The sequence below is a fragment of the Nonomuraea sp. NPDC052129 genome (genome assembly GCF_040680095.1).
Lineage (GTDB): Bacteria > Actinomycetota > Actinomycetes > Streptosporangiales > Streptosporangiaceae > Nonomuraea.
On the sequence record NZ_JBFAVX010000002.1, the window covers coordinates 89,978 to 106,752 of the forward strand.

At 67.7% G+C, this 16,775-nt stretch carries 16 protein-coding genes; 6 read left to right on the forward strand and 10 right to left on the reverse strand.

Annotation, left to right across the window (positions count from 1 at the left end; all coding sequences use genetic code 11):
- The first annotated feature begins 1 nt into the window (after position 1).
- Positions 2-1,210 carry a hypothetical protein gene (locus AB0L53_RS05315; RefSeq protein WP_363990613.1) on the forward strand — a complete coding sequence of 403 codons (1,209 nt, stop codon included), beginning with the start codon at positions 2-4 and terminating at the stop codon, positions 1,208-1,210.
- Positions 1,211-1,255: 45 nt separating this feature from the next.
- Here the strand turns inward: AB0L53_RS05315 and AB0L53_RS05320 are convergent, their stop codons facing one another.
- From AB0L53_RS05320 to AB0L53_RS05335, 4 genes are all read right to left on the reverse strand, one after another.
- Positions 1,256-1,630, reverse strand: coding sequence for a VOC family protein (locus tag AB0L53_RS05320; RefSeq protein ID WP_363990616.1), 375 nt, complete (start codon positions 1,628-1,630; stop codon positions 1,256-1,258).
- Between the two features lie 85 nt (positions 1,631-1,715).
- Entirely contained in the window at positions 1,716-3,101 is a 1,386-nt protein-coding gene (locus AB0L53_RS05325) for a glycoside hydrolase family 16 protein (RefSeq protein ID WP_363990619.1), read from the reverse strand.
- A 164-nt stretch (positions 3,102-3,265) separates the two neighbouring features.
- Positions 3,266-3,991, reverse strand: coding sequence for a hypothetical protein (locus AB0L53_RS05330; protein WP_363990621.1), 726 nt, complete (start codon positions 3,989-3,991; stop codon positions 3,266-3,268).
- A 125-nt stretch (positions 3,992-4,116) separates the two neighbouring features.
- Positions 4,117-5,199, reverse strand: coding sequence for a hypothetical protein (locus AB0L53_RS05335; protein WP_363990623.1), 1,083 nt, complete (start codon positions 5,197-5,199; stop codon positions 4,117-4,119).
- 815 nt (positions 5,200-6,014) lie between these two features.
- On the opposite strand from AB0L53_RS05335, the gene AB0L53_RS05340 reads away from it, so the two are divergent.
- From AB0L53_RS05340 to AB0L53_RS05350, 3 genes are read left to right on the forward strand one after another with little or no spacing between them, the layout of a single operon-like run.
- Complete coding sequence (locus tag AB0L53_RS05340; protein ID WP_363990626.1) at positions 6,015-6,383, forward strand: hypothetical protein; 369 nt, start codon at positions 6,015-6,017, stop codon at positions 6,381-6,383.
- A gap of 20 nt (positions 6,384-6,403) precedes the next feature.
- A complete protein-coding gene (locus tag AB0L53_RS05345) occupies positions 6,404-7,393 on the forward strand; it encodes a D-alanine--D-alanine ligase (RefSeq protein WP_363990629.1) in 990 nt (329 codons plus the stop codon).
- Positions 7,390-8,052 carry a M15 family metallopeptidase gene (locus AB0L53_RS05350; RefSeq protein WP_363990632.1) on the forward strand — a complete coding sequence of 221 codons (663 nt, stop codon included), beginning with the start codon at positions 7,390-7,392 and terminating at the stop codon, positions 8,050-8,052. Before AB0L53_RS05345 ends, AB0L53_RS05350 begins: the two co-directional genes overlap by 4 nt.
- A 19-nt stretch (positions 8,053-8,071) precedes the next feature.
- Here the strand turns inward: AB0L53_RS05350 and AB0L53_RS05355 are convergent, their stop codons facing one another.
- Together AB0L53_RS05355 and AB0L53_RS05360 are read right to left on the reverse strand one after the other, a co-directional pair.
- Entirely contained in the window at positions 8,072-9,199 is a 1,128-nt protein-coding gene (locus tag AB0L53_RS05355) for a histidine kinase (RefSeq protein WP_363990636.1), read from the reverse strand.
- 87 nt (positions 9,200-9,286) lie between these two features.
- A complete protein-coding gene (locus AB0L53_RS05360) occupies positions 9,287-9,781 on the reverse strand; it encodes a hypothetical protein (RefSeq protein WP_363990639.1) in 495 nt (164 codons plus the stop codon).
- 222 nt (positions 9,782-10,003) lie between these two features.
- Here AB0L53_RS05360 and AB0L53_RS05365 point away from each other — a divergent pair, with 222 nt between their 5' ends.
- Both AB0L53_RS05365 and AB0L53_RS05370 read left to right on the forward strand, forming a co-directional pair.
- Positions 10,004-10,378 (forward strand): hypothetical protein, encoded by a 375-nt coding sequence (locus AB0L53_RS05365; RefSeq protein ID WP_363990642.1) that lies wholly within the window; start codon positions 10,004-10,006, stop codon positions 10,376-10,378.
- 69 nt (positions 10,379-10,447) lie between these two features.
- Entirely contained in the window at positions 10,448-11,152 is a 705-nt protein-coding gene (locus tag AB0L53_RS05370) for a DUF4097 family beta strand repeat-containing protein (protein WP_363990645.1), read from the forward strand.
- A gap of 136 nt (positions 11,153-11,288) precedes the next feature.
- Here the strand turns inward: AB0L53_RS05370 and AB0L53_RS05375 are convergent, their stop codons facing one another.
- The 4 genes from AB0L53_RS05375 to AB0L53_RS05390 form a co-directional block, all read right to left on the reverse strand.
- The gene (locus AB0L53_RS05375; RefSeq protein ID WP_363990648.1) at positions 11,289-11,774 is read right to left on the reverse strand and encodes a hypothetical protein; all 486 of its coding nucleotides are present in this window, start codon (positions 11,772-11,774) and stop codon (positions 11,289-11,291) included.
- 824 nt (positions 11,775-12,598) lie between these two features.
- A complete protein-coding gene (locus AB0L53_RS05380) occupies positions 12,599-14,251 on the reverse strand; it encodes a hypothetical protein (protein ID WP_363990651.1) in 1,653 nt (550 codons plus the stop codon).
- Positions 14,252-14,442: 191 nt separating this feature from the next.
- Positions 14,443-15,162, reverse strand: coding sequence for a DUF5941 domain-containing protein (locus AB0L53_RS05385; protein WP_363990654.1), 720 nt, complete (start codon positions 15,160-15,162; stop codon positions 14,443-14,445).
- The gene (locus tag AB0L53_RS05390) at positions 15,159-16,667 is read right to left on the reverse strand and encodes a CDP-alcohol phosphatidyltransferase family protein (protein WP_358535750.1); all 1,509 of its coding nucleotides are present in this window, start codon (positions 16,665-16,667) and stop codon (positions 15,159-15,161) included. The genes AB0L53_RS05385 and AB0L53_RS05390 overlap by 4 nt, the downstream gene beginning before the upstream one ends.
- Between the last annotated feature and the right edge of the window lie 108 nt (positions 16,668-16,775).

Genomic DNA, 16,775 nt, shown 5'->3' on the forward strand with positions numbered 1-16,775 from the left:
CATGCGCTTCACTCGCCGGAACGAGCACGAGCACGGGGACGAGCACGGGGACGAATCCGACGAGCCACGCCAGGTCGCCCGTATCGCCCCCGCCGTCGCGTACGACGGAGACCTCTACCACCTGCCCGACTGGGCGCAGCGCCGCCGCGAGGAACGCGAGCTGGGCCGCGCCCACGCCACCGACGGCCAGATCGACACGCTCACCCTCGAAACCGGCAGCGTGCCGCGCTTCCACGAGCTGGAGGACGAGCGCCTGGCCGAACTGGCCCAGATCGAGAACCTCACCGAGCGCGAGATCCAGCAGGCCCGCGCCGAGTTCGAGGCACAGAAGATCAAGCTGACCGAGTCACAGCGCACGTTCGGGGAGGCCCGGCAGGCCCTCGACGACACCCAGCGCCGGGTGCGCGAGCTGGAGCAGCCGAGCCGGCGCCCCGGCGACGGCCGCCCGAGCTCCATCGCGCTGTCCGGCAGCCGCTGGCCGGTCGTACGCCGCTGGCTGCCTGCCGCGCTGCTCCTGCTGCTCCTGCTGATCGTCGAGGTGCCCATCCTCTACCAGGTGATCCTGAACTGGGGCGACAGCGTGGCGATGACCGCCCTGCTCGCGGCGGGCGCCGCGTTGATCATGCTGGTCGCGCCGCACATGTACGGCAGGTCGTTCCGGGCCTGGCAGGAGAACGGCAGCCCCGCCAAGGGACGCTGGCTGCTGATCGGAATCGCGCTCGTCTGGCTCGGCCTGATCGTCGCCGTGGCCGTGCTTCGCCGCGAGGCCCTGGTCAAGCCGCTGGTCGTGGACGGCCAGGAGATCGGGCCCACCTCCTCGGGCGTCGGCCTCCTGCCCACCATGATCCTGCTGCTCGCCCTGCTCGTGGCCACCGCGCTGATCGCCGCCGACCTGGGGCGCAGGATGCACAACCCCAACGACCGCCGACTGCGTGAGCTGCGCGCCAAACGCGACGCCGAGGCGTCGGCCTGCGCCGCCGCCCAGGCCGACTACCAGCGAGACGCCGGGTACGCGGAGAGCGTCGCCCAGTACCTCCAGGCCGTCGAGCGGCGTCAGGCCAGCAGGATGAGACAGCTCGACAGCGGGTTCGACAGCCTCGGCACGGCGTACCTGGGCGGCGTGGTGGAGGGCCTGCACGACCCGGAGGCGGCGAGCTGGGCCGAACGCATCGTGGTCAGACGCCGCAGCACCAACCCTCAGGGAACTTGAGGTGCGGCGGGCCGCCCCATGCGGTGGGCAAGGTGTCTGATCAGCTCAACTGGCGCGCTCGGCCTCGCTGCGCTCAACACAGAACTCGTTGCCCTCAGGGTCGCGCAGTGTCACCCAACCGCGCCCGTCAGCCTTGCGGTGGTCCTCGTGCAACTTCGCCCCAAGGGAGATGATGCGCTCCACCTCCTCGTCGCGGGTCCGGTCGGTCGGCATCCAGTCGAAGTGGATCCGGTTCTTCACCGTCTTGCCCTCCGGCACCCGGATGAACAGCAGGCCCGGCACGGGCGAGGGCGCCACGACGAGCACCTCGGGGTCACCCGGCTCGTCCTCGTCGGACAACGGCCACCCGGTCACCTGGCTCCAGAAGGTTCCCAGCTCGTACGGTTCGGTGCAGTCGATCGTCACATGGCGCAGAATCATGACGCCAACCCTAGCCAGATGATCAGAGCGGTCCTGCCATCTCCCCCGAGAGACGGTCCCTCAGGGGACTGACGGACCGGGGCGATCAGGTGGTGGAGAACGTGAACCAGTTGACGTTGACGAAGTCGGCCGGCTGCCCGCTGCTGAACGTCAGGTAGACCGTGTGCGTACCGGTCACTCCCGAGATGTTCGCCGGCACCGTCCGCCAGTTCTGCCAGCCGCCCGTGTTGGCCAGCGCGAAGTCGCCGATCGGCGTGGCGGTGGGGCTGTCGAGCCGTACCTGCACGAGCCCGCTCACACCGGCCCCCGCCCCCGACGCCACCCTGGCCTTGAACTGCCCGGCGGCCGTGGAGCCGAAGTTCACCCCGTCGAAGCGGAGCCAGTCGCCGTTGGCGATGGCGCCGACGTTCTGGCCGCCGCCCGTGTCCGTGGTGGTCTCGACGATGGTGCCCGACTGGGCCTGGTAGTTCTCGGCCTGGATGGTCGAGCGGGCGTCCACCCCGCCTGGCGGGTTGGTCGGTCCGGAGCTGCCGCTCTGCCATACCGCCACGTAGTCGACGACCATCGGCCGCCCCGGTACGGTGGCCGCGACCGGCGTCCCGCTGCCGGCCAGCGCGTTCGGGAACGCCCCGCCCATGGCCACGTTGAGCAGCAGGAAGTACCCGGCGTGCCCGGTCATGTTGGCCCAGCTCGTGGCGTCCATCTGCGACTGGCTCACGCTGTGGAACTGCTGGCCGTCCACGTACCAGCGCAACTGGTTGGGACTGACGCTGCGGTCCCACTCGAAGCGGTAGGTGTGGAAGGCCTCCTGGCACGTCGAGCCGGGGCAGGCGCGGTTGGCGCCCAGGCCAGTGGTCTCGTTGCACGGCCCGCCGGGGCTCACGCCGCAGTGCAGGACGCCCCAGACGGAGTTGATGCCGTTGACGTTCTCCATGATGTCGAACTCGCCGATGCCCGGCCAGTTCCAGTAGTTACCCCGGTACGGCGAGCCGAGCGCCCAGAACGCCGGCCAGTAGCCGAGGGCGGCCTGACCGGTCACGTTCGGCATCTGGATGCGGCCCTCGATGCGCAGCACCCGCCCGTCGGCCGGCTTGAAGTCGGATCGCGTCGTCTCGATGCGTGCCGACGTCCATTCGCCGGAGCTACTGCGCTGGGGTGTGATGCGCAGGTTCCCGGCGCCGTCGAGGCCGAGGTTCGAGGAGGAGCCGGTGTAGTTCTGGATCTCGCCGGTGCCCCAGTTGCCTGGTCCGCCCGGGTAGGCGTGCCCGGTGTCCACGATCCAGTTGGCCGACGAGGGCGGCGCGCCCGCGTTGCCGTTGAAGTCGTCCGACCAGACGAGTGACCAGCCGGAAGGGGTTGGGGGCACGGCCGCGGACGCACTCACGGCCACGTGCACGAAGAGGGCGGCGAGCACCGCCAGCGCCACGGCCACCGCCGCCAAGCGCCTGCGGCTCGGTGATTGTGCTGCCATTCCTTGCTCCTGGGGGATGCGGAGGCTTGAGCAGGGGTTGTTCGTGCTAGAGAGCGCTCTCTCAACGAGACGTAAACACAGGCGTAACGCCGTGTCAACACGGCCTTGACCGCTCAGAGTAAGACCACTCGCCGCCGATAGAGAGCGCTCTCGAACTCGCTCCGCTACAGCAGATCGACCGGACTCGCTCCCGCCGCCTCGAACGTCTCCTTCCAGAAGTCCTCCAGCAGCGGGAAGCGGTCAGGACTCGCCGTCTTCTCCCGCAGAAACCCATGCACGACCACCCCGTAACCCGCCAGATCAGGCATCAACTGCGACTCCCGCAACTGCTTGGCCTTCTGCCTTCTGGCGGCCTCGCTCAGGTCGAGCTTGTTGATGTTCAGCTCACCCCGGTTGTTGATGAGGTCGCTGAACACGATGATCTGATGCGCCTTGTCCGGCTGCCGCTGCGCGCTCATCTGCTTGACCAGGTACCGGAGCGCCCCCAGCACATCCGACCCCTCGCCTTCGGTCGGGCAGTCGAACAACTTCACCGCCCGGGGGAGCACCTCGGTGATCCGATGGGCCCGGATGCGGTCCTCGACGACCGGGTTCGCGTTGGGGTTCTCGGCTTTGGTCGCTGCGATGGACACCGGGTCCTGGCGGCATGTACTGCTCTCGGAGCTTCCGGTCACGGCGGCGTACGCGATCCAGTCACAGCCCTGGGCGAAGGCGGGCAACTTGGAGGTGACATCACTGCGAGAGGTCGCCGGATCGGCATAACTCGTGGAGTCCACGACCACCCCACACACGGCCTTCGCCTCAGTCCCACATCCAGCGACCCCGCCCACCACCAGCACCACCACGGCCGCCGAAGCCATCGCCCGCCGCGTGACGCCTGCCCAGGCCACCGAAGCCCTCGCTTGTGGCGCGGTGCCCGCCCAAGCCACCGACCGCCCCCCAACGCTTGCCCGCCGCCTGGCCATTTGTGTCTGGGACTCCCCCCGACCCCCGACGTCGCCGCCACCTCCGTCCGTCATCGCCCTCCTCCGGTTCTCGGCTCGTCACCCTTCGACCTGACCCCCCGATCAGGCGCCGTTTCTTCAACGGGGCCCAGATCGGAGGTCGAGTCGGAGGCGGGGCGGTGGCCTGCATCGGGGCCGGGATCGGGATCGGCGTCGGACCCCATGGCGGCGTCCGAATCGGAGGTGACGTCCAAACCGAGGTCCTCATCGGAGATGGCGTCTGAACCGAGGTCCCCATCGGAACCCTCCGAGTCCGGGTCGGCATCGGCGGTTGCCTCTCTGGGCAGGGAGCGCCGTACCTCGCCGGGCAGCGCCCGCGGTATGACCTCGGCGTGCCACACCTCGATCCGCGCCTCGACCTCCTCCATGATCCGCCCGATCTCCTCCCGCCCGGAGACCGCCGCAGCACTGTCCCCCGAGGAGTCCATGGCTATGACCTCGCCCTTCCACAGCGACGGAATCTCCTCTTTGCGCGGATGAGCCCGCATCACCCCACCCCGATAAGCGGCGATGAGCTGCTCGGCCCTGGCATGCACGGTCTCCACGGCGTGGTTGCGCTCGATCAGCGCGCTCTCCCACTCCTGCGTGAGCCGCTCGATCTGCGCCCTGGCCCGATGAACCGTGTCACTGGCCTCCTGTAACACCACCCTGCGCCGCGCCTCACCCCGCCGCCGCCTGGCCTCCGCGATGGAAATGAACGCATCCTCCCCACCAGCGGAGGCCCGGGCCGAAGCATCGGCAGAAGCAGCAGTGGAATCACCCGCCGATCCGGCACCCTTGACGCCGGATCCGGACCCATTGCCGCCGACCGGCCGCAGATCGGCCCGCCCGAGCTCGCGCAGTATCGTCTCCCGAGCCCCCACAGCCCGCTCAAGCAGCGCGGTCCTGGTGGCCGCCAGTCGCCGATCGACCTCGGTGATCCGCTCCCGCGCCAGAGCACGCACCTCGGTCACGTACGAAGGCTGGAACTCCGGGTCCGTGAATTCCCCAAGCGGATGCTGCCGGGCATCCCGCATCCCCTGCCGACGCGCTTCCTCCCGCTCGGCCAGCGGATCGCCGGCCCCCCACTTGAACAGCCGCGACCAGAACGCCATCCGCGTCTCCCGGCAGAGAACCGCTACCCGACTAGTGTGCCCTCACTGCTCACCCTAATCGCTCGAATCACACTCCAATGGCTCCTGGCCACGCCGATGCTGACACAGGTCGAGAATCCGACCGAGATGGCTCCCTGGTCGGCCCGGACGCCGCAGATCGGCTTCCAGAGCGCACTCTTCCATTCCGGAGCACATGCTCTGTTATATTGGTACCATGCCTGGGGTTCATGATCTGGATAGGGAGCCCCATCGATCGGGTGCCCGCCGACCACGCCCGGTACCAGACGTCCTCGATGGGGTGCTCCGCCGCAGGACGTACAAGCATGCCGTCAGGCGTGCTTGATCTGCTGCACACGGCCAAGTGATGTTGCATTTGCCTACAGCGTAGTTTCGCCAATTAAGACCAGCTGAGCTGCGATAACGATGTTCATGGGTTGCTGAATCGTTAAACGCAGCCGTAACTTTCCCTATGCGTGAACGATCGCCGTTCCCGCGGAGGGACCCGGACGGGCGCACGGGCCGCGCCGTGTCGCGCGTGCTCCACCGGAACATGCGCGAACCGCTGATCGAGGAGATCAGCCGACAGAAACTCACCTGAGTGGAGGAAATGTGGACGTCGTCAACCTGATGCGTTGGGTGCGGGCCGGTAACGGCACCCAGACGCGGTACGCGGCCCAGGACGTCGAATCGATGGGCAGACGATCAAGAAGGGCGAGGGTGTCATCCCGTCCTGGCGCCTCGCCTCGGCTGTCCTACTAGGCGCTCTGAGGCTTTGACGGATTGTGTGAACGATGCCCCCTATTCCGCTTGTCTTGGTGAGCCATGGATCACCGGCTGAGTGCCATGTCTTTCACATTGTCGATAGCGTCACGCCCGAGACGGTGATCCGCTGCGAAGGTCGTCTGGTCATGGCCGCTCATGTCGCCCTCGTCGATCCCCATCCGGTCTTTGGCAAGCAGGCGATCATCGCCGCCCTCTATTTACGCAACGCCGGGATGACGGCGCTGATCGGCGATCCGGGGCTGGTGCCCGATGATCTCGTTCGGCCGATCCATGCGTACATGGCGAAAGCGCGTGCGGACGCGGTGCCCGTTCAGGCGGAAGTTCTCGTCCTGGAGGACGCCATGCATTTCTATGACGACATTGACGCGATCATACGAGAGTTCGAGAGTGGGGCGTCTTGAAGATTCCGCCCAGGAAATCCATGCGCGTGGCGTTGCTCCTCGGCGGGGTGAGCGCGGAGCGAGACGTTTCGGTCGCGAGTGCCGCGCAGGTCATGTCCGCCCTGCGCGCGCTCGGGCATCGCGTGGACGCTTTCGACATCGCGAAGGGCAGGCTCAGTCCGGCCGACGCGGAACGCGTGATGCGGGCGAAGGTCGCCCCGGCCCCTCCAGACCCGGTCAGGCCGCCCACCGCGGCGGTCGCTCCCAGACTGGTGGAGGAGTTGCTGGGCGTGGACGTCGTCTTCCTCGCGCTGCACGGAGGGGCCGGCGAGGACGGCGTCGTCCAGGCCATCCTCGACTCGGCCGGCCTGCCGTACACCGGCAGCGGGCACCTCGCGAGTGCCATGGCGATGGACAAGGACATCGCCAAGCGGCTGTTGTGCACCTCAGGGATCCCCACGCCGGAATGGGTTCTCCTACGGCCTGATACCGATCTCGACGATATTCCCTTCGACGGCCCGGTCATCGTCAAACCCAACGCCCAGGGGTCGTCGATCGGCTTGACTCTCGTCAAAGGCCGGGAGGATCTGAGCGATGCCGTACAGGCGGCTCGCATGCGCGACGCGGACGTGCTGGTCGAGCGTTTCGTGCCGGGTCGCGAATTCGTGGTCGGCGTCCTGGACGGCACGCCGCTGGCCGTAGGCGAGATCAGGACGGAAGGCCGGGAAATATTTGACTACGAGGCCAAATACCAGGTCGGCGGAGCTGAGGAAATCTTCCCCGCGGACATTCCGGCCGCTATGGACGAGGAGTTGCGGGCACTGGCCGTGCGCGCACACCAGAGCCTCAGACTGGGGGCGTACAGCAGGGTGGATTTCCGGATGGACGAGAACGGCGGGATCTGGTGCCTTGAGGCGAACACCCTTCCCGGGATGACCGCCACCAGCCTCTTCCCGCAATCGGCACAGGCGGCCGGGATCGCCTTCCCGGAGCTGTGCGAACGCATCTGCCGACTGGCGGCGCGTTCATGACGGCAGCCGAGTTCGAGCACGTCGTCATACGAGAGAACGGGGATCCGTTGGCGGACCTGACGTGCTACCCGTTCGAGTGCCATTCCTCCTACTTCCACCGCGGGCTGTCGCCGACGAGCGCGATGTTCGTGCGACAGGCCGTTGCCGGAATGCTGGTGGGCATTCAACGGGCGTTGGCGCCGCTGACCTTCAAGATATGGGACGGTTACCGCCCCAGGCTCGTGCAGCGAAACATATTCGACGATTATGTCGCCACCTTGCGAGCGGGCCATCCAGACGTGGACGAAGACGAGCTGCGGAAGAAAGCGGAGGTCTTCGTCACGGACCCCGGGAGCTCGCGGCGCATCCCGCCGCACGCCACCGGGGGAGCCGTGGATCTGACCCTGGTGGACGCAGATGGGCGTGAGCTCGACATGGGCACGCCATATGACCATTTCGGGCCGGAGTCAGCCGCGCTCTACTTCGAAGACGACGCCCGGAACCCGACTGCCAGGAATAACCGGCGTATACTCCGGGACGCGATGACGGGCGCCGGCTTTCGGTGCGACGCCGATGAATGGTGGCACTTCGATTTCGGCAACCAGATCTGGGCTGCGCACTACCGCGCGCCGGCCGCGTGTTATGGCGAACTCGATCGCCATTGGACGCAGAGGCCCTGAGCGGCAACTTTTCAGGGGGTCAAGCTTTCCACGGCAGCCGGACATCGAGGACGAAGTGCCTGTTCTGGTTGGCGTGCGCTATCGTGCCGCCCGCCATACGGACCCGTTCCCCCAGGCCGACCAGGCCCAGCCTGCCACCGGGACCGGCGAAAGCCCCGTAAGGCGTCGGGTTGGTCACGCGGATGCACAGCGCGTCGCCCGGCTGCCCGTTCAGCTCGACCGTCACGCTGCTGCCTGGCGCGTGCTTGCGCGCGTTGGTGAGCGCCTCTTGAACGACCCGGTAGGCGTTGCGCCCGGTCTGTGTGGGCAGCAGGTCGCGCTGCTCGATGGTGTCGGCCACGTCGACCTTCTGCCCGGCGGCCTGTACCTCATGGAACAGCTCTCGCAGGTCGGCCAGTGTCGGCTGCGGGCCCGCGGTATCGCCCTCGGAGTGGAGGGTGCCGAGCACGGTGCGAAGCTCGTTGAGTGACTGGTGGGCGCTCTCCTGGACGGCCTGCGCGGTCTGCCGCATCTCCTCCGGGCCGAGGTCTGTTCGGTAGGCCAGCCCGCCGGCGAGCATCGCCAGCAGCGACATGCGATGGGCCAGCGCGTCGTGCATCTCGTGGGCGATGTTCGCGCGTTCGGTCAGCTTGGCCTGCTCGATGCGCTGCAGCTCGGCCCGCTTGGCGGCCAGGTCGGCCTCGCGCAGGGAGCGGAGGTAGAGACCGAAGACGGTCAGCCCGCCGAGGATCGCGGTGCTGGTGACCAGGCTGATCATGGCCTGCTGCGTGGGGCCGTCCGCGAACGCGTACCCGCCCGCGCAGGCCCAGAACAGGGCCGCGATCGGGATGATCTGCCGCCAGCGGCGGTGCACGCACAGGGACACGTACGCCACATAAGCGGGACCGGTCGCCATGCTGGACAGGACGGTCAGCAGCGCGGTCACCGCGGCGATCTGCCACGACCACCGGTGCCGCCACCTCATGAGGACCAGCGCCACCACGCTCAGGCCCACGTCGAGCAGGGCGCGCGGCAGCCGATCCGGCTCCTGCGGGACGAGCCAGACCCAGAGCGCGCCGTAAAAGAGCATCGGCGCCAGCGCCGCGACGTAGCGCAGCGCGTTCCCCCATCGGTCGAGAGGATGCTGATGGCCAGAGTGATCGTGCACGGGCCCAAGCATAGGAATCCTGCGGGCGGCGTACTCGCTCAGCCCGCAGGAAGCTCGCCGGCACGGTGGTTCAGCGGTTCGAGCGGATCAGCGACAACCCACCCTGAGGAGCCAGAGACGACCTTGGTACTTGGTGGGCTCGCTGCCGTGGTTCTCGGCGTCATCGTGTTCGGCCTTGATGGTCACGCAGAGGTTCCTGCCGTAGACCTTCACCGGACCCGCGTAGACTTTGAAGTTCCCACCATCGTAGTCTCTCTTGTTCTTCACGTTCTTCACATTGTCGTCGCCCATAAGGGCGTTTTCCATATATATATTCATCGGAGTGCGCACGCCGTACCGTGGGAGGCCGGGACGCTTGGCGAGGACGGCGCAGTTCCAGCCGGTTCTCGCGTTGTAGTAGAGCTTGACGTCACTCCGGTAATAGGTCTTTCGGGTAATGGCGTCTTTCAGCGGCAGGGGCCAGCTGCGCACCAGCGATCCGGTGCAGCCGTACGCGCCCGCGTTCGCCGGTGCTGACGCGAGTGCTTGCAGGGTCATGACGGAGGCCGTCGCAAGAACGACCGACAGAGATCTGCGAAACATCGAAAACTCCTGACTTGACGTCGCCACAGGGGGGATGCCGCACGAGTCCGGAGATCGGCTCCACTGCGAGCGCGGGCGCGGAAGGCCCTCGGCTCCGCTGGCGAGGTTGCTCCCGTGACCGCTTCCGCCCACGCACCAAGATCGCCTCATTACTTTCGGTAATTGCTCCGGTCAGGACGACATCCACAAGATACACCATTCCGGAGCGATCGCTCTATTATCGTGGTCCGTACGGCAAGCAGGCCGAGGGGGTTCTTCGACGGGAACCACCAGGCCGTGGGGATCGCCAAGGCGCTGCCGCCGACGTCCGAGAAGTTGTTCATGGCGGAGTTCCTGGACAAGGTGCGCAAGCCGACCGGCAAGCTCAAGCAGCTGATGACCGCGCTCGACTCCACCTGCGCCTGGAAGCCGGACGTCCCGGCACGCCTCCACCACGCCAAGGGTGACTCCGACGTCGCGTACGACAACGCCCTGTACTGCCAGAACGACCTGCGCTCCCGCGGCGCGACGCAGGCCCTCACCGACGCGGGCGACGTGGACCACAACCAGACCGTTCGCCACGCGCTGCCCTTGGTGATCGCCGGTTTCACTCAGTGATGTCATCAGGGGGATTTCAGGGATCCCCTTGAGGCCTGGTACGGGGCGGATCGCGCAGAATTGAGCACCATGAAGATCGAGAGAACGGCGGTGATCGCGGGCCTGCTCGGGCTCGCGGCGGTGTTGACCGGATGCGGCGCCGGTATTACGTCCGAGGCGGACACAAAGTCGTACGACCTCACCGACAAGGTGGCAGCGCTGCACATCGAAGCCGACGCCGGCACCGTGGACGTGGTCGAGTCGGATCGGCAGGGCATCCATGTGATCGAGCGCCTCAACTGGCGCAAGAACAAGCCGACGACCCGCCGCGAGGTACGGGGTGACACGCTGGAGTTGGCGTTCGACTGCCCGACCAGTTGGGGGCTGGGCGCCTGGGGCGTGACCTGCGACGTGAGCTACCAGGTCGAGGTGCCCAAGGGTCTGCGCGTCAAGGTCCGCTCCGACTCGGGGGACCTGACGCTGAAGGGGCTGTCGGGCGCGCTGGAGGCCACGAGCGACTCCGGGACCGTCGAGGCCAGCGGCCTGACGGCCAAGTACGTCGTCGCGAAGACCGATTCGGGGGACATGACCCTGACCTTCACCGGGCCGCCCGACAAGGTCACGACCGTCACCGATTCGGGCAAGACCGTGATCCACGTGCCGCAGAGGCCGTACCGGATCGACGCCAGAACCGACTCCGGGAACAAGGTCATCAGGACCGCCAGTGACACCTCGGCCCAGCGTTCGATCGCGCTGTCCAGCGACTCCGGGGACATGGAGGTCGCGACTCCCTGAAGCCCTCCAGGCGAGCCGTCACAGGGGTGGTGTGGCGAGAATTCAGCCGTGGCCGCACGGCTGGCGGCACTCGACCGCTACGCCGTGGTTCGACCGCCGACGGGCGCGACGCCGAGGACCTGGTGCTATCTAGCGCCTAAAGACTCCTACCTCGCCGGGCTCCTTCGGGCCAGATCACCCGGACGGACATCTCCCGCCCCCGGGCCTCGGCCACCACGTCGGCGGTGCCGCCATAGCCTCGGGCGGGCTGTCCGTCCCAGACGGCGAACAACACATCGGCGTCGTCAAGCATGCGCGTACTGGCCGTCATGTGGGCCTCCGAGGTGGACTCCACGAAGTCCAGCCTGTGGGCCCGGATCGCCCGGCCCAGCAACTCGTCGTAAGCCGCATGGCACTCGCTCGGCAACCCGTCTCGGTACTCCTTGGCCGGAATCACGACCTCCAGTACTCCACCAAGGTCCAGCACCCCGCGAGCGAAGATCTGATCGGCTCCATCCGCCAAGCAGGACAACCCACTGATGTCGGGCAGGTACTCCGCGAGCGCCTCATGTGCCGCCCGATCGATCAGTAGGACAGTCTCTTCCGGCAAGCCCCGATGGCCGGAGACGGCAATGCGGACCATGATCCCCCTCAGAGCAGAGTGGCGTGAAGACGTTCGTCGAAAGACCGAAGAGCGTTGGACGGCGGCCCGCCATACGCACGACGGAAGGTCCTGACCCGATGCAGGACACGCTCCGAGCCATACGTCGTCCCCACCATGAGCGCGTTGGACGCCAAGGCCCGTACCGTCGACTCCGCCGCTCTCAACGCCTGAAGCGCTGCCGACTCGCTTCTGGGATGGTCGGTCTAATCTTTGGGAGTCTTCACATAGAAGCTCTCGAAGGGATGCAATTTATCCTCTGCGTTGGCTGCGTCCGAGCCGAAGACTCGGTAGCTCTGCCGGAACCACTTCAGCTTGGAGCCGACACTCCCGTTGTGGTCGTGGGCGATGAAGTCGACCGCAACGTTTCGGTTGGTAGTAACCCCTGCGGATCCTTCGTGTGTGGCGGCGAAGGGATATTCGTCGCAGTCCTTACTCTTGGGTAACGGCTCTCCTCCAATGAGCAGCTGTGCGCAGTACTTGACCGACTGCGCACAGTCTTTGGACAGAACTCAAGATCCAGGGCCTCACAGTGCTCACCTGCCAGCGGCTACAGCTCGACGCCTGCCCGATCAACACGAGCAACCCCGCTATCTCTCATTAGGCCCTCGGTTAGCAGCAGCCCCAGCCGCGCGACGGCGCGCAGCTACACCGGGGGGCGGGGCCGACGCCAGCCGTACTGCATCCAGGCCCTAGATGACCTAGGCAAAGGGCGCCCGTGACATATGCTCCACACAAGATCGTCCCGAATATGTCGCCGTCCCCAGGGGCCGCGACGCGGGGGCGTCATCGTGGCCCCTGCTCGCTTATTGGGTAGCGGCCTGGACGTTGACATCGTGCGAGGCCTGGGCTGGCAGGTACACGTTGTCCTCGGCCTTCGTGACGATGTACGTCTGCGGCCCGCTCTCCACGGGCGTGTCGGAGAAGCTGAACGACCCGTCGGCGCCGGTGGTCAGCTTGGGCAGCTCGGTGTAGTAGCTGCCGTCGGGGGTGAAGACGGCGCGCCGCACCGACAGGGGGACGCCCGCTGGAGAGACCGGGTCGACGTTGCTCAGCGTGCCGCTGAACTGCAGCGGCTGCCCCACGGTGCCCACGTCCGGCCCCGTCAGGGTGAGGGTCCACTCGCGCCGGGACACGAAGACGCGTACGGAGGCGCTGCTCCACCGGAAGCCCGCGTCGCCGTCCCAGAGCACCTGGTAGGTGGTCCATCCGCCGATCGGCGGGGTGTCGGTGATGGTGAACGTGCCGTCTGCCTTGGTCGTGGCGGTGGGCAGCGTCACGATGGCACCACGGGGCGGCTGGCGGGTCACCACGAGCGGCTGCGCGCCGGGAGCCGACAGGCCGTTCGTTGTAAGCTGGCCGGTAATGGTGAGCGGTTCGAGCGCTTTCGCCTCGGCCGGGGGCGTCAGCCGGACGGCGGACGCGGGGAGTGCGGCACCGTGCACGCGCCACAGGTAAAGCCGTCCGGTTTTCCGCTCTCGCTGCACGGCGAAGAGGTCGCTGCCGGAGAAGGCGACGCTCGCGTATACCGGCTCCCTCGTCGTGTCCTCGTAGGCGTTGGTCTGCTGGGCCGTCGCCGCATCGTGGACGGTGACGCGCGGCTTGGACGCGCTGCTCGCCCACCCGCCGGCGAGGCGGGCGCCGTCCGGGCTGAGCGCGACAGCGACTGCGTCTCCCTGTGCGTCGGTGTAGGCGCGCACGGCGGTCAGGCTGGTGGTGTCCCAGGCCTCTAGCCGGCTCTCCGCGCGCGCCACCGTGATGACCGTAGAGCCGTCCGGCGTGATGGCGAGCTCCTCAAGGAAGGCCAGGCCGGAGGTGAAGCCGTCGAGGGTGCCCCGGGGGGTGGGATTGTCGCCGCCCACGTCAAACATCAGCAGGTCGGAGCTGGTTGTGCCCGTCGTGCCGACCACCAGAGTGTCCCCAGCAGCGGCCACCAGGGGGGCCGCCCCGACGCCGTGCTTCACGGGGGCTGCGGGCTGCGGCGCGGTCGCCGACAGGTCGAGGCTGTAGGCGCCGTTCTCCCAAGCACCCGGTGTGTTGCAGCCGTAGCCGACCCACAGACGGGCGCCGGACAACGACAGATGCTGCGGGCATCGGTGGGCAGCCACGTCGAAGCGCCGGGTGACGGCAAGGGTGGCGGTGTCAATCTCGGCCACCTCGTCTGAGCCGCTCAGCGCCGCGTACAGGCGGGCCCCGTCGGGCGTGACGACGAGGTCCTGGGCATTGGACAGGCCGGTGACGGCGCCCGTGAGCGCGCCATTGGTGTCCGCGACGACGATTCGGTCCGACGCGGAGACGAACACCTTGCCTCCGCCCACGGCCACGTCACCCTTGCCGATGACGCCGCCGAGGTAGGTGGTGGAGTCGGCGGCCGAGGCGCTGGTCGCCAAGGTGACCATGAGGCCGGCCGCCATCGCTAACGCGCCGCAGATGGCAGCGATCCGTCGTGCTGAGCGCATGTGACCTCCAAGGGATGCGAATCTGCGTTCGACAGCGTAGATCCTTTGGAAGGACGTGGCTAGCGCACAACCGACCACGCTCGAAAAGGGGCCCGGCTAGCCTTCCTGGGGTTGCCCGCTTCGTTCCTTGAAAATAAAACACCACCCCTGGATGGCAGACGAGCCTTCACAGAGGTGGTGTGGCGAGAAATTCAGCCCTTCTCGGCCTCTCCGGTGGCCTGTTCCATGGCGTCCTCCGGGGACGCCTCCAGGTCCTGTTCGGCGTCGGCGCCGGCCTGGGCGGAGGCCTTGTCGAGGCGGACCCAGCTGGTCACGCTCTCCACCGCGAACAGGACGAACAGGTACGCCGTCAGTACCGCCAGGACCGGCGTCAGTACGCCCAGCGCCGCGCCGATCCCGATGATCAGCAGGCGTAGCTCCCAGCCGAGCCCCGCGTGGAAGACCCAGGCGGGCGGCCAGATGCTCTGCCGTGTCCGGTAGACGGTGTCGTAGGTGTGATAACCCACCACGTACACGAGCACGAACAGCAGCCACTTCGGTACGTCGGCCGCCAGCCCCACCGTGATGATCGTGAGGAACTCGGCGCCGCGCAGCAGCGGCGGGGTGAGCCAGTCGAGGCGGCCCAAGTGGTCGCGGGGGGCGGTCGGGAGGACCAGCAGGAGGACGATCAGCGGCGGCAGGAGCAGGATCGGGCCCGGCTTCAATACGCCGGTGACCGTCACGGCCACCACCGCCAGCAGGGCGACGAGCGTGGCCGGGACCGGCGGGATGCCCTTGCCGATGCGGCCCGCCAGCGCGTGCACGAGAGGGCCGTCGTCGCGGTAGGCGAGGAGGCGGGCGGTCTGGATGCGGCGGCGTTCCTCGTCGGGATCCGGCGTGGGGGTAGCTGCGGCCAGTGGTGCGGTGATCATGCGAGCGACCTCATGAGGCGTCCGGTGAGGGTGTAGGCGGCGGCGACGGAGCCCCAGATCACCAGTGTGAGGAAGGTGATGCGGGCGTCGAAGAGGGCGGCGGTGATCGCGATGGCCGCGAACCGCTCGCCGATGGGGAAGACGATCATCTTACGCGCCCAGTGCACCGCTCGGAACCGCCCGGCGCGGGTCCACATCTTGAGGACGCCGCGGATGCCCTGGCTGCGCTCCACCTTACGACGCTCCAGCGCCTTGCGCAGGGCGCGGTCGTCGGGGGCGTCCAGGGGAAGCGTGGGCAGCTGGGCGGGCGGTTTGCGGCGGTTGGAGACACCGAAGGAGAAGTCGAGCAGGTGGCGGGTGGACTGCAGGCCGAGCGCCGCCAGCGCGAGAATCCAGATGTCATCGCCGTTGCCCGACACGACCCAGCCGATGGCCAGGCCGGCGAAGACGACGTATTCCTTGAAGCGGTCGAAGGTGGCGTCGAGCCATGCGCCGAGTACGCCGAACTTGCGGGCGTAGCGGGCGACCTGGCCGTCGACGCAGTCGAAGACGAAGGCGAAGTAGATCAGCACGCCGCCCGCGACCATCCACGGCCGGGCGCCGGTGGCGAAGCAGGCCGCGGCGAGCACGCCGAGCGTGATCGAGATGAGCGTGACCTGGTTGGGCGTCAGGCCGCGGCGGGCGGCCCAGCGGGCGATGAAGCGGGAGTAGGTGGAGACGAAATAGGTGGTGAAGAAGCCGTCCGCACCCTTGACCGCGTTGTCGAGTCTGGCGCGGTCCTCGTCGATGCCGGACATTTCGGTGCCGGCCTCGTTGACCTCCTCCTGGGTGGTGACCCGGCGGTAGAAGAGGTCGCGGCGGCCGCGGATGCCGACGGACACGCCCTTGCGGACCAGGCCGAAGACGATCAGCTGGATCAGGTCATCGTCGGCGCCGAACGAGCCGGCCATGTCGGCGAGCTCGCGGCAGGTCTCGGCCAGCATGGGAGCGTTGCGCGCGCTCACGTGCAGGGGGCCGAGCAGCACCGTGTTGGGCCTGGTCACGGCGTGGTTGGCGGTGCCGACGGAGATGACGCGGGACTTGCCGGCGCGTGCGCGGACGGGCAGCCCTTCGAGCTTGTTGAGCCCGATCTCGGGCTCCGCCTCGTCGATCGGGACGATGTCCTCTTGCGCCTGGTCGACCACGTCCGGGCGCGGCTCCTTGGCGACGAGGGCCAGCGCGCCGCGCTTGGCCTTGGTGATCTGGTAGATCAGCTCGTCGTGGACGATCGAGTTGTCCGGGATCAGGAACAGGTTCTCCGTTGCGGACTCGGCTACGTCGGCCAGCGCGCGCAGAGCGGAGGCCACGTCGCCGGGCTCGATCGTGGCAGGCTGCGGATCCAGGGAGAGGATCTGGCTGCGCAGCCGTTCGGCCACGGTGGGATTGCCAGGCAGCGCGGCCAGCCTCAGGCCGGTCGGAGCGGTGTCGGGGCCGGGCGAAGAGCCCAGCAGGACCACGCGGGTCATGACTCCCTTTCGAGGCGGTTGCGGGGGGTTGAACAACGGGTAGAGCGGGGACGGACGTCAAAGTCTAGTGAGGGTTGCGCAAAGTCGCTCCATCCGAGCTCTGCGAAG

What these genes read in the sequence shown, in the direction of transcription:
- AB0L53_RS05385 (WP_363990654.1), bottom strand. Translation starts at nt 15,162, where the DNA reads ATGATCACCGCACCACTGGCCGCAGCTACCCCCACGCCGGATCCCGAC.
- AB0L53_RS05345 (WP_363990629.1), top strand. Translation starts at nt 6,404, where the DNA reads ATGCGCGTGGCGTTGCTCCTCGGCGGGGTGAGCGCGGAGCGAGACGTT.
- AB0L53_RS05380 (WP_363990651.1), bottom strand. Translation starts at nt 14,251, where the DNA reads ATGCGCTCAGCACGACGGATCGCTGCCATCTGCGGCGCGTTAGCGATG.
- AB0L53_RS05370 (WP_363990645.1), top strand. Translation starts at nt 10,448, where the DNA reads ATGAAGATCGAGAGAACGGCGGTGATCGCGGGCCTGCTCGGGCTCGCG.
- AB0L53_RS05325 (WP_363990619.1), bottom strand. Translation starts at nt 3,101, where the DNA reads ATGGCAGCACAATCACCGAGCCGCAGGCGCTTGGCGGCGGTGGCCGTG.
- AB0L53_RS05360 (WP_363990639.1), bottom strand. Translation starts at nt 9,781, where the DNA reads ATGTTTCGCAGATCTCTGTCGGTCGTTCTTGCGACGGCCTCCGTCATG.
- AB0L53_RS05320 (WP_363990616.1), bottom strand. Translation starts at nt 1,630, where the DNA reads ATGATTCTGCGCCATGTGACGATCGACTGCACCGAACCGTACGAGCTG.
- AB0L53_RS05390 (WP_358535750.1), bottom strand. Translation starts at nt 16,667, where the DNA reads ATGACCCGCGTGGTCCTGCTGGGCTCTTCGCCCGGCCCCGACACCGCT.
- AB0L53_RS05375 (WP_363990648.1), bottom strand. Translation starts at nt 11,774, where the DNA reads ATGGTCCGCATTGCCGTCTCCGGCCATCGGGGCTTGCCGGAAGAGACT.
- AB0L53_RS05350 (WP_363990632.1), top strand. Translation starts at nt 7,390, where the DNA reads ATGACGGCAGCCGAGTTCGAGCACGTCGTCATACGAGAGAACGGGGAT.
- AB0L53_RS05315 (WP_363990613.1), top strand. Translation starts at nt 2, where the DNA reads ATGCGCTTCACTCGCCGGAACGAGCACGAGCACGGGGACGAGCACGGG.
- AB0L53_RS05335 (WP_363990623.1), bottom strand. Translation starts at nt 5,199, where the DNA reads ATGGCGTTCTGGTCGCGGCTGTTCAAGTGGGGGGCCGGCGATCCGCTG.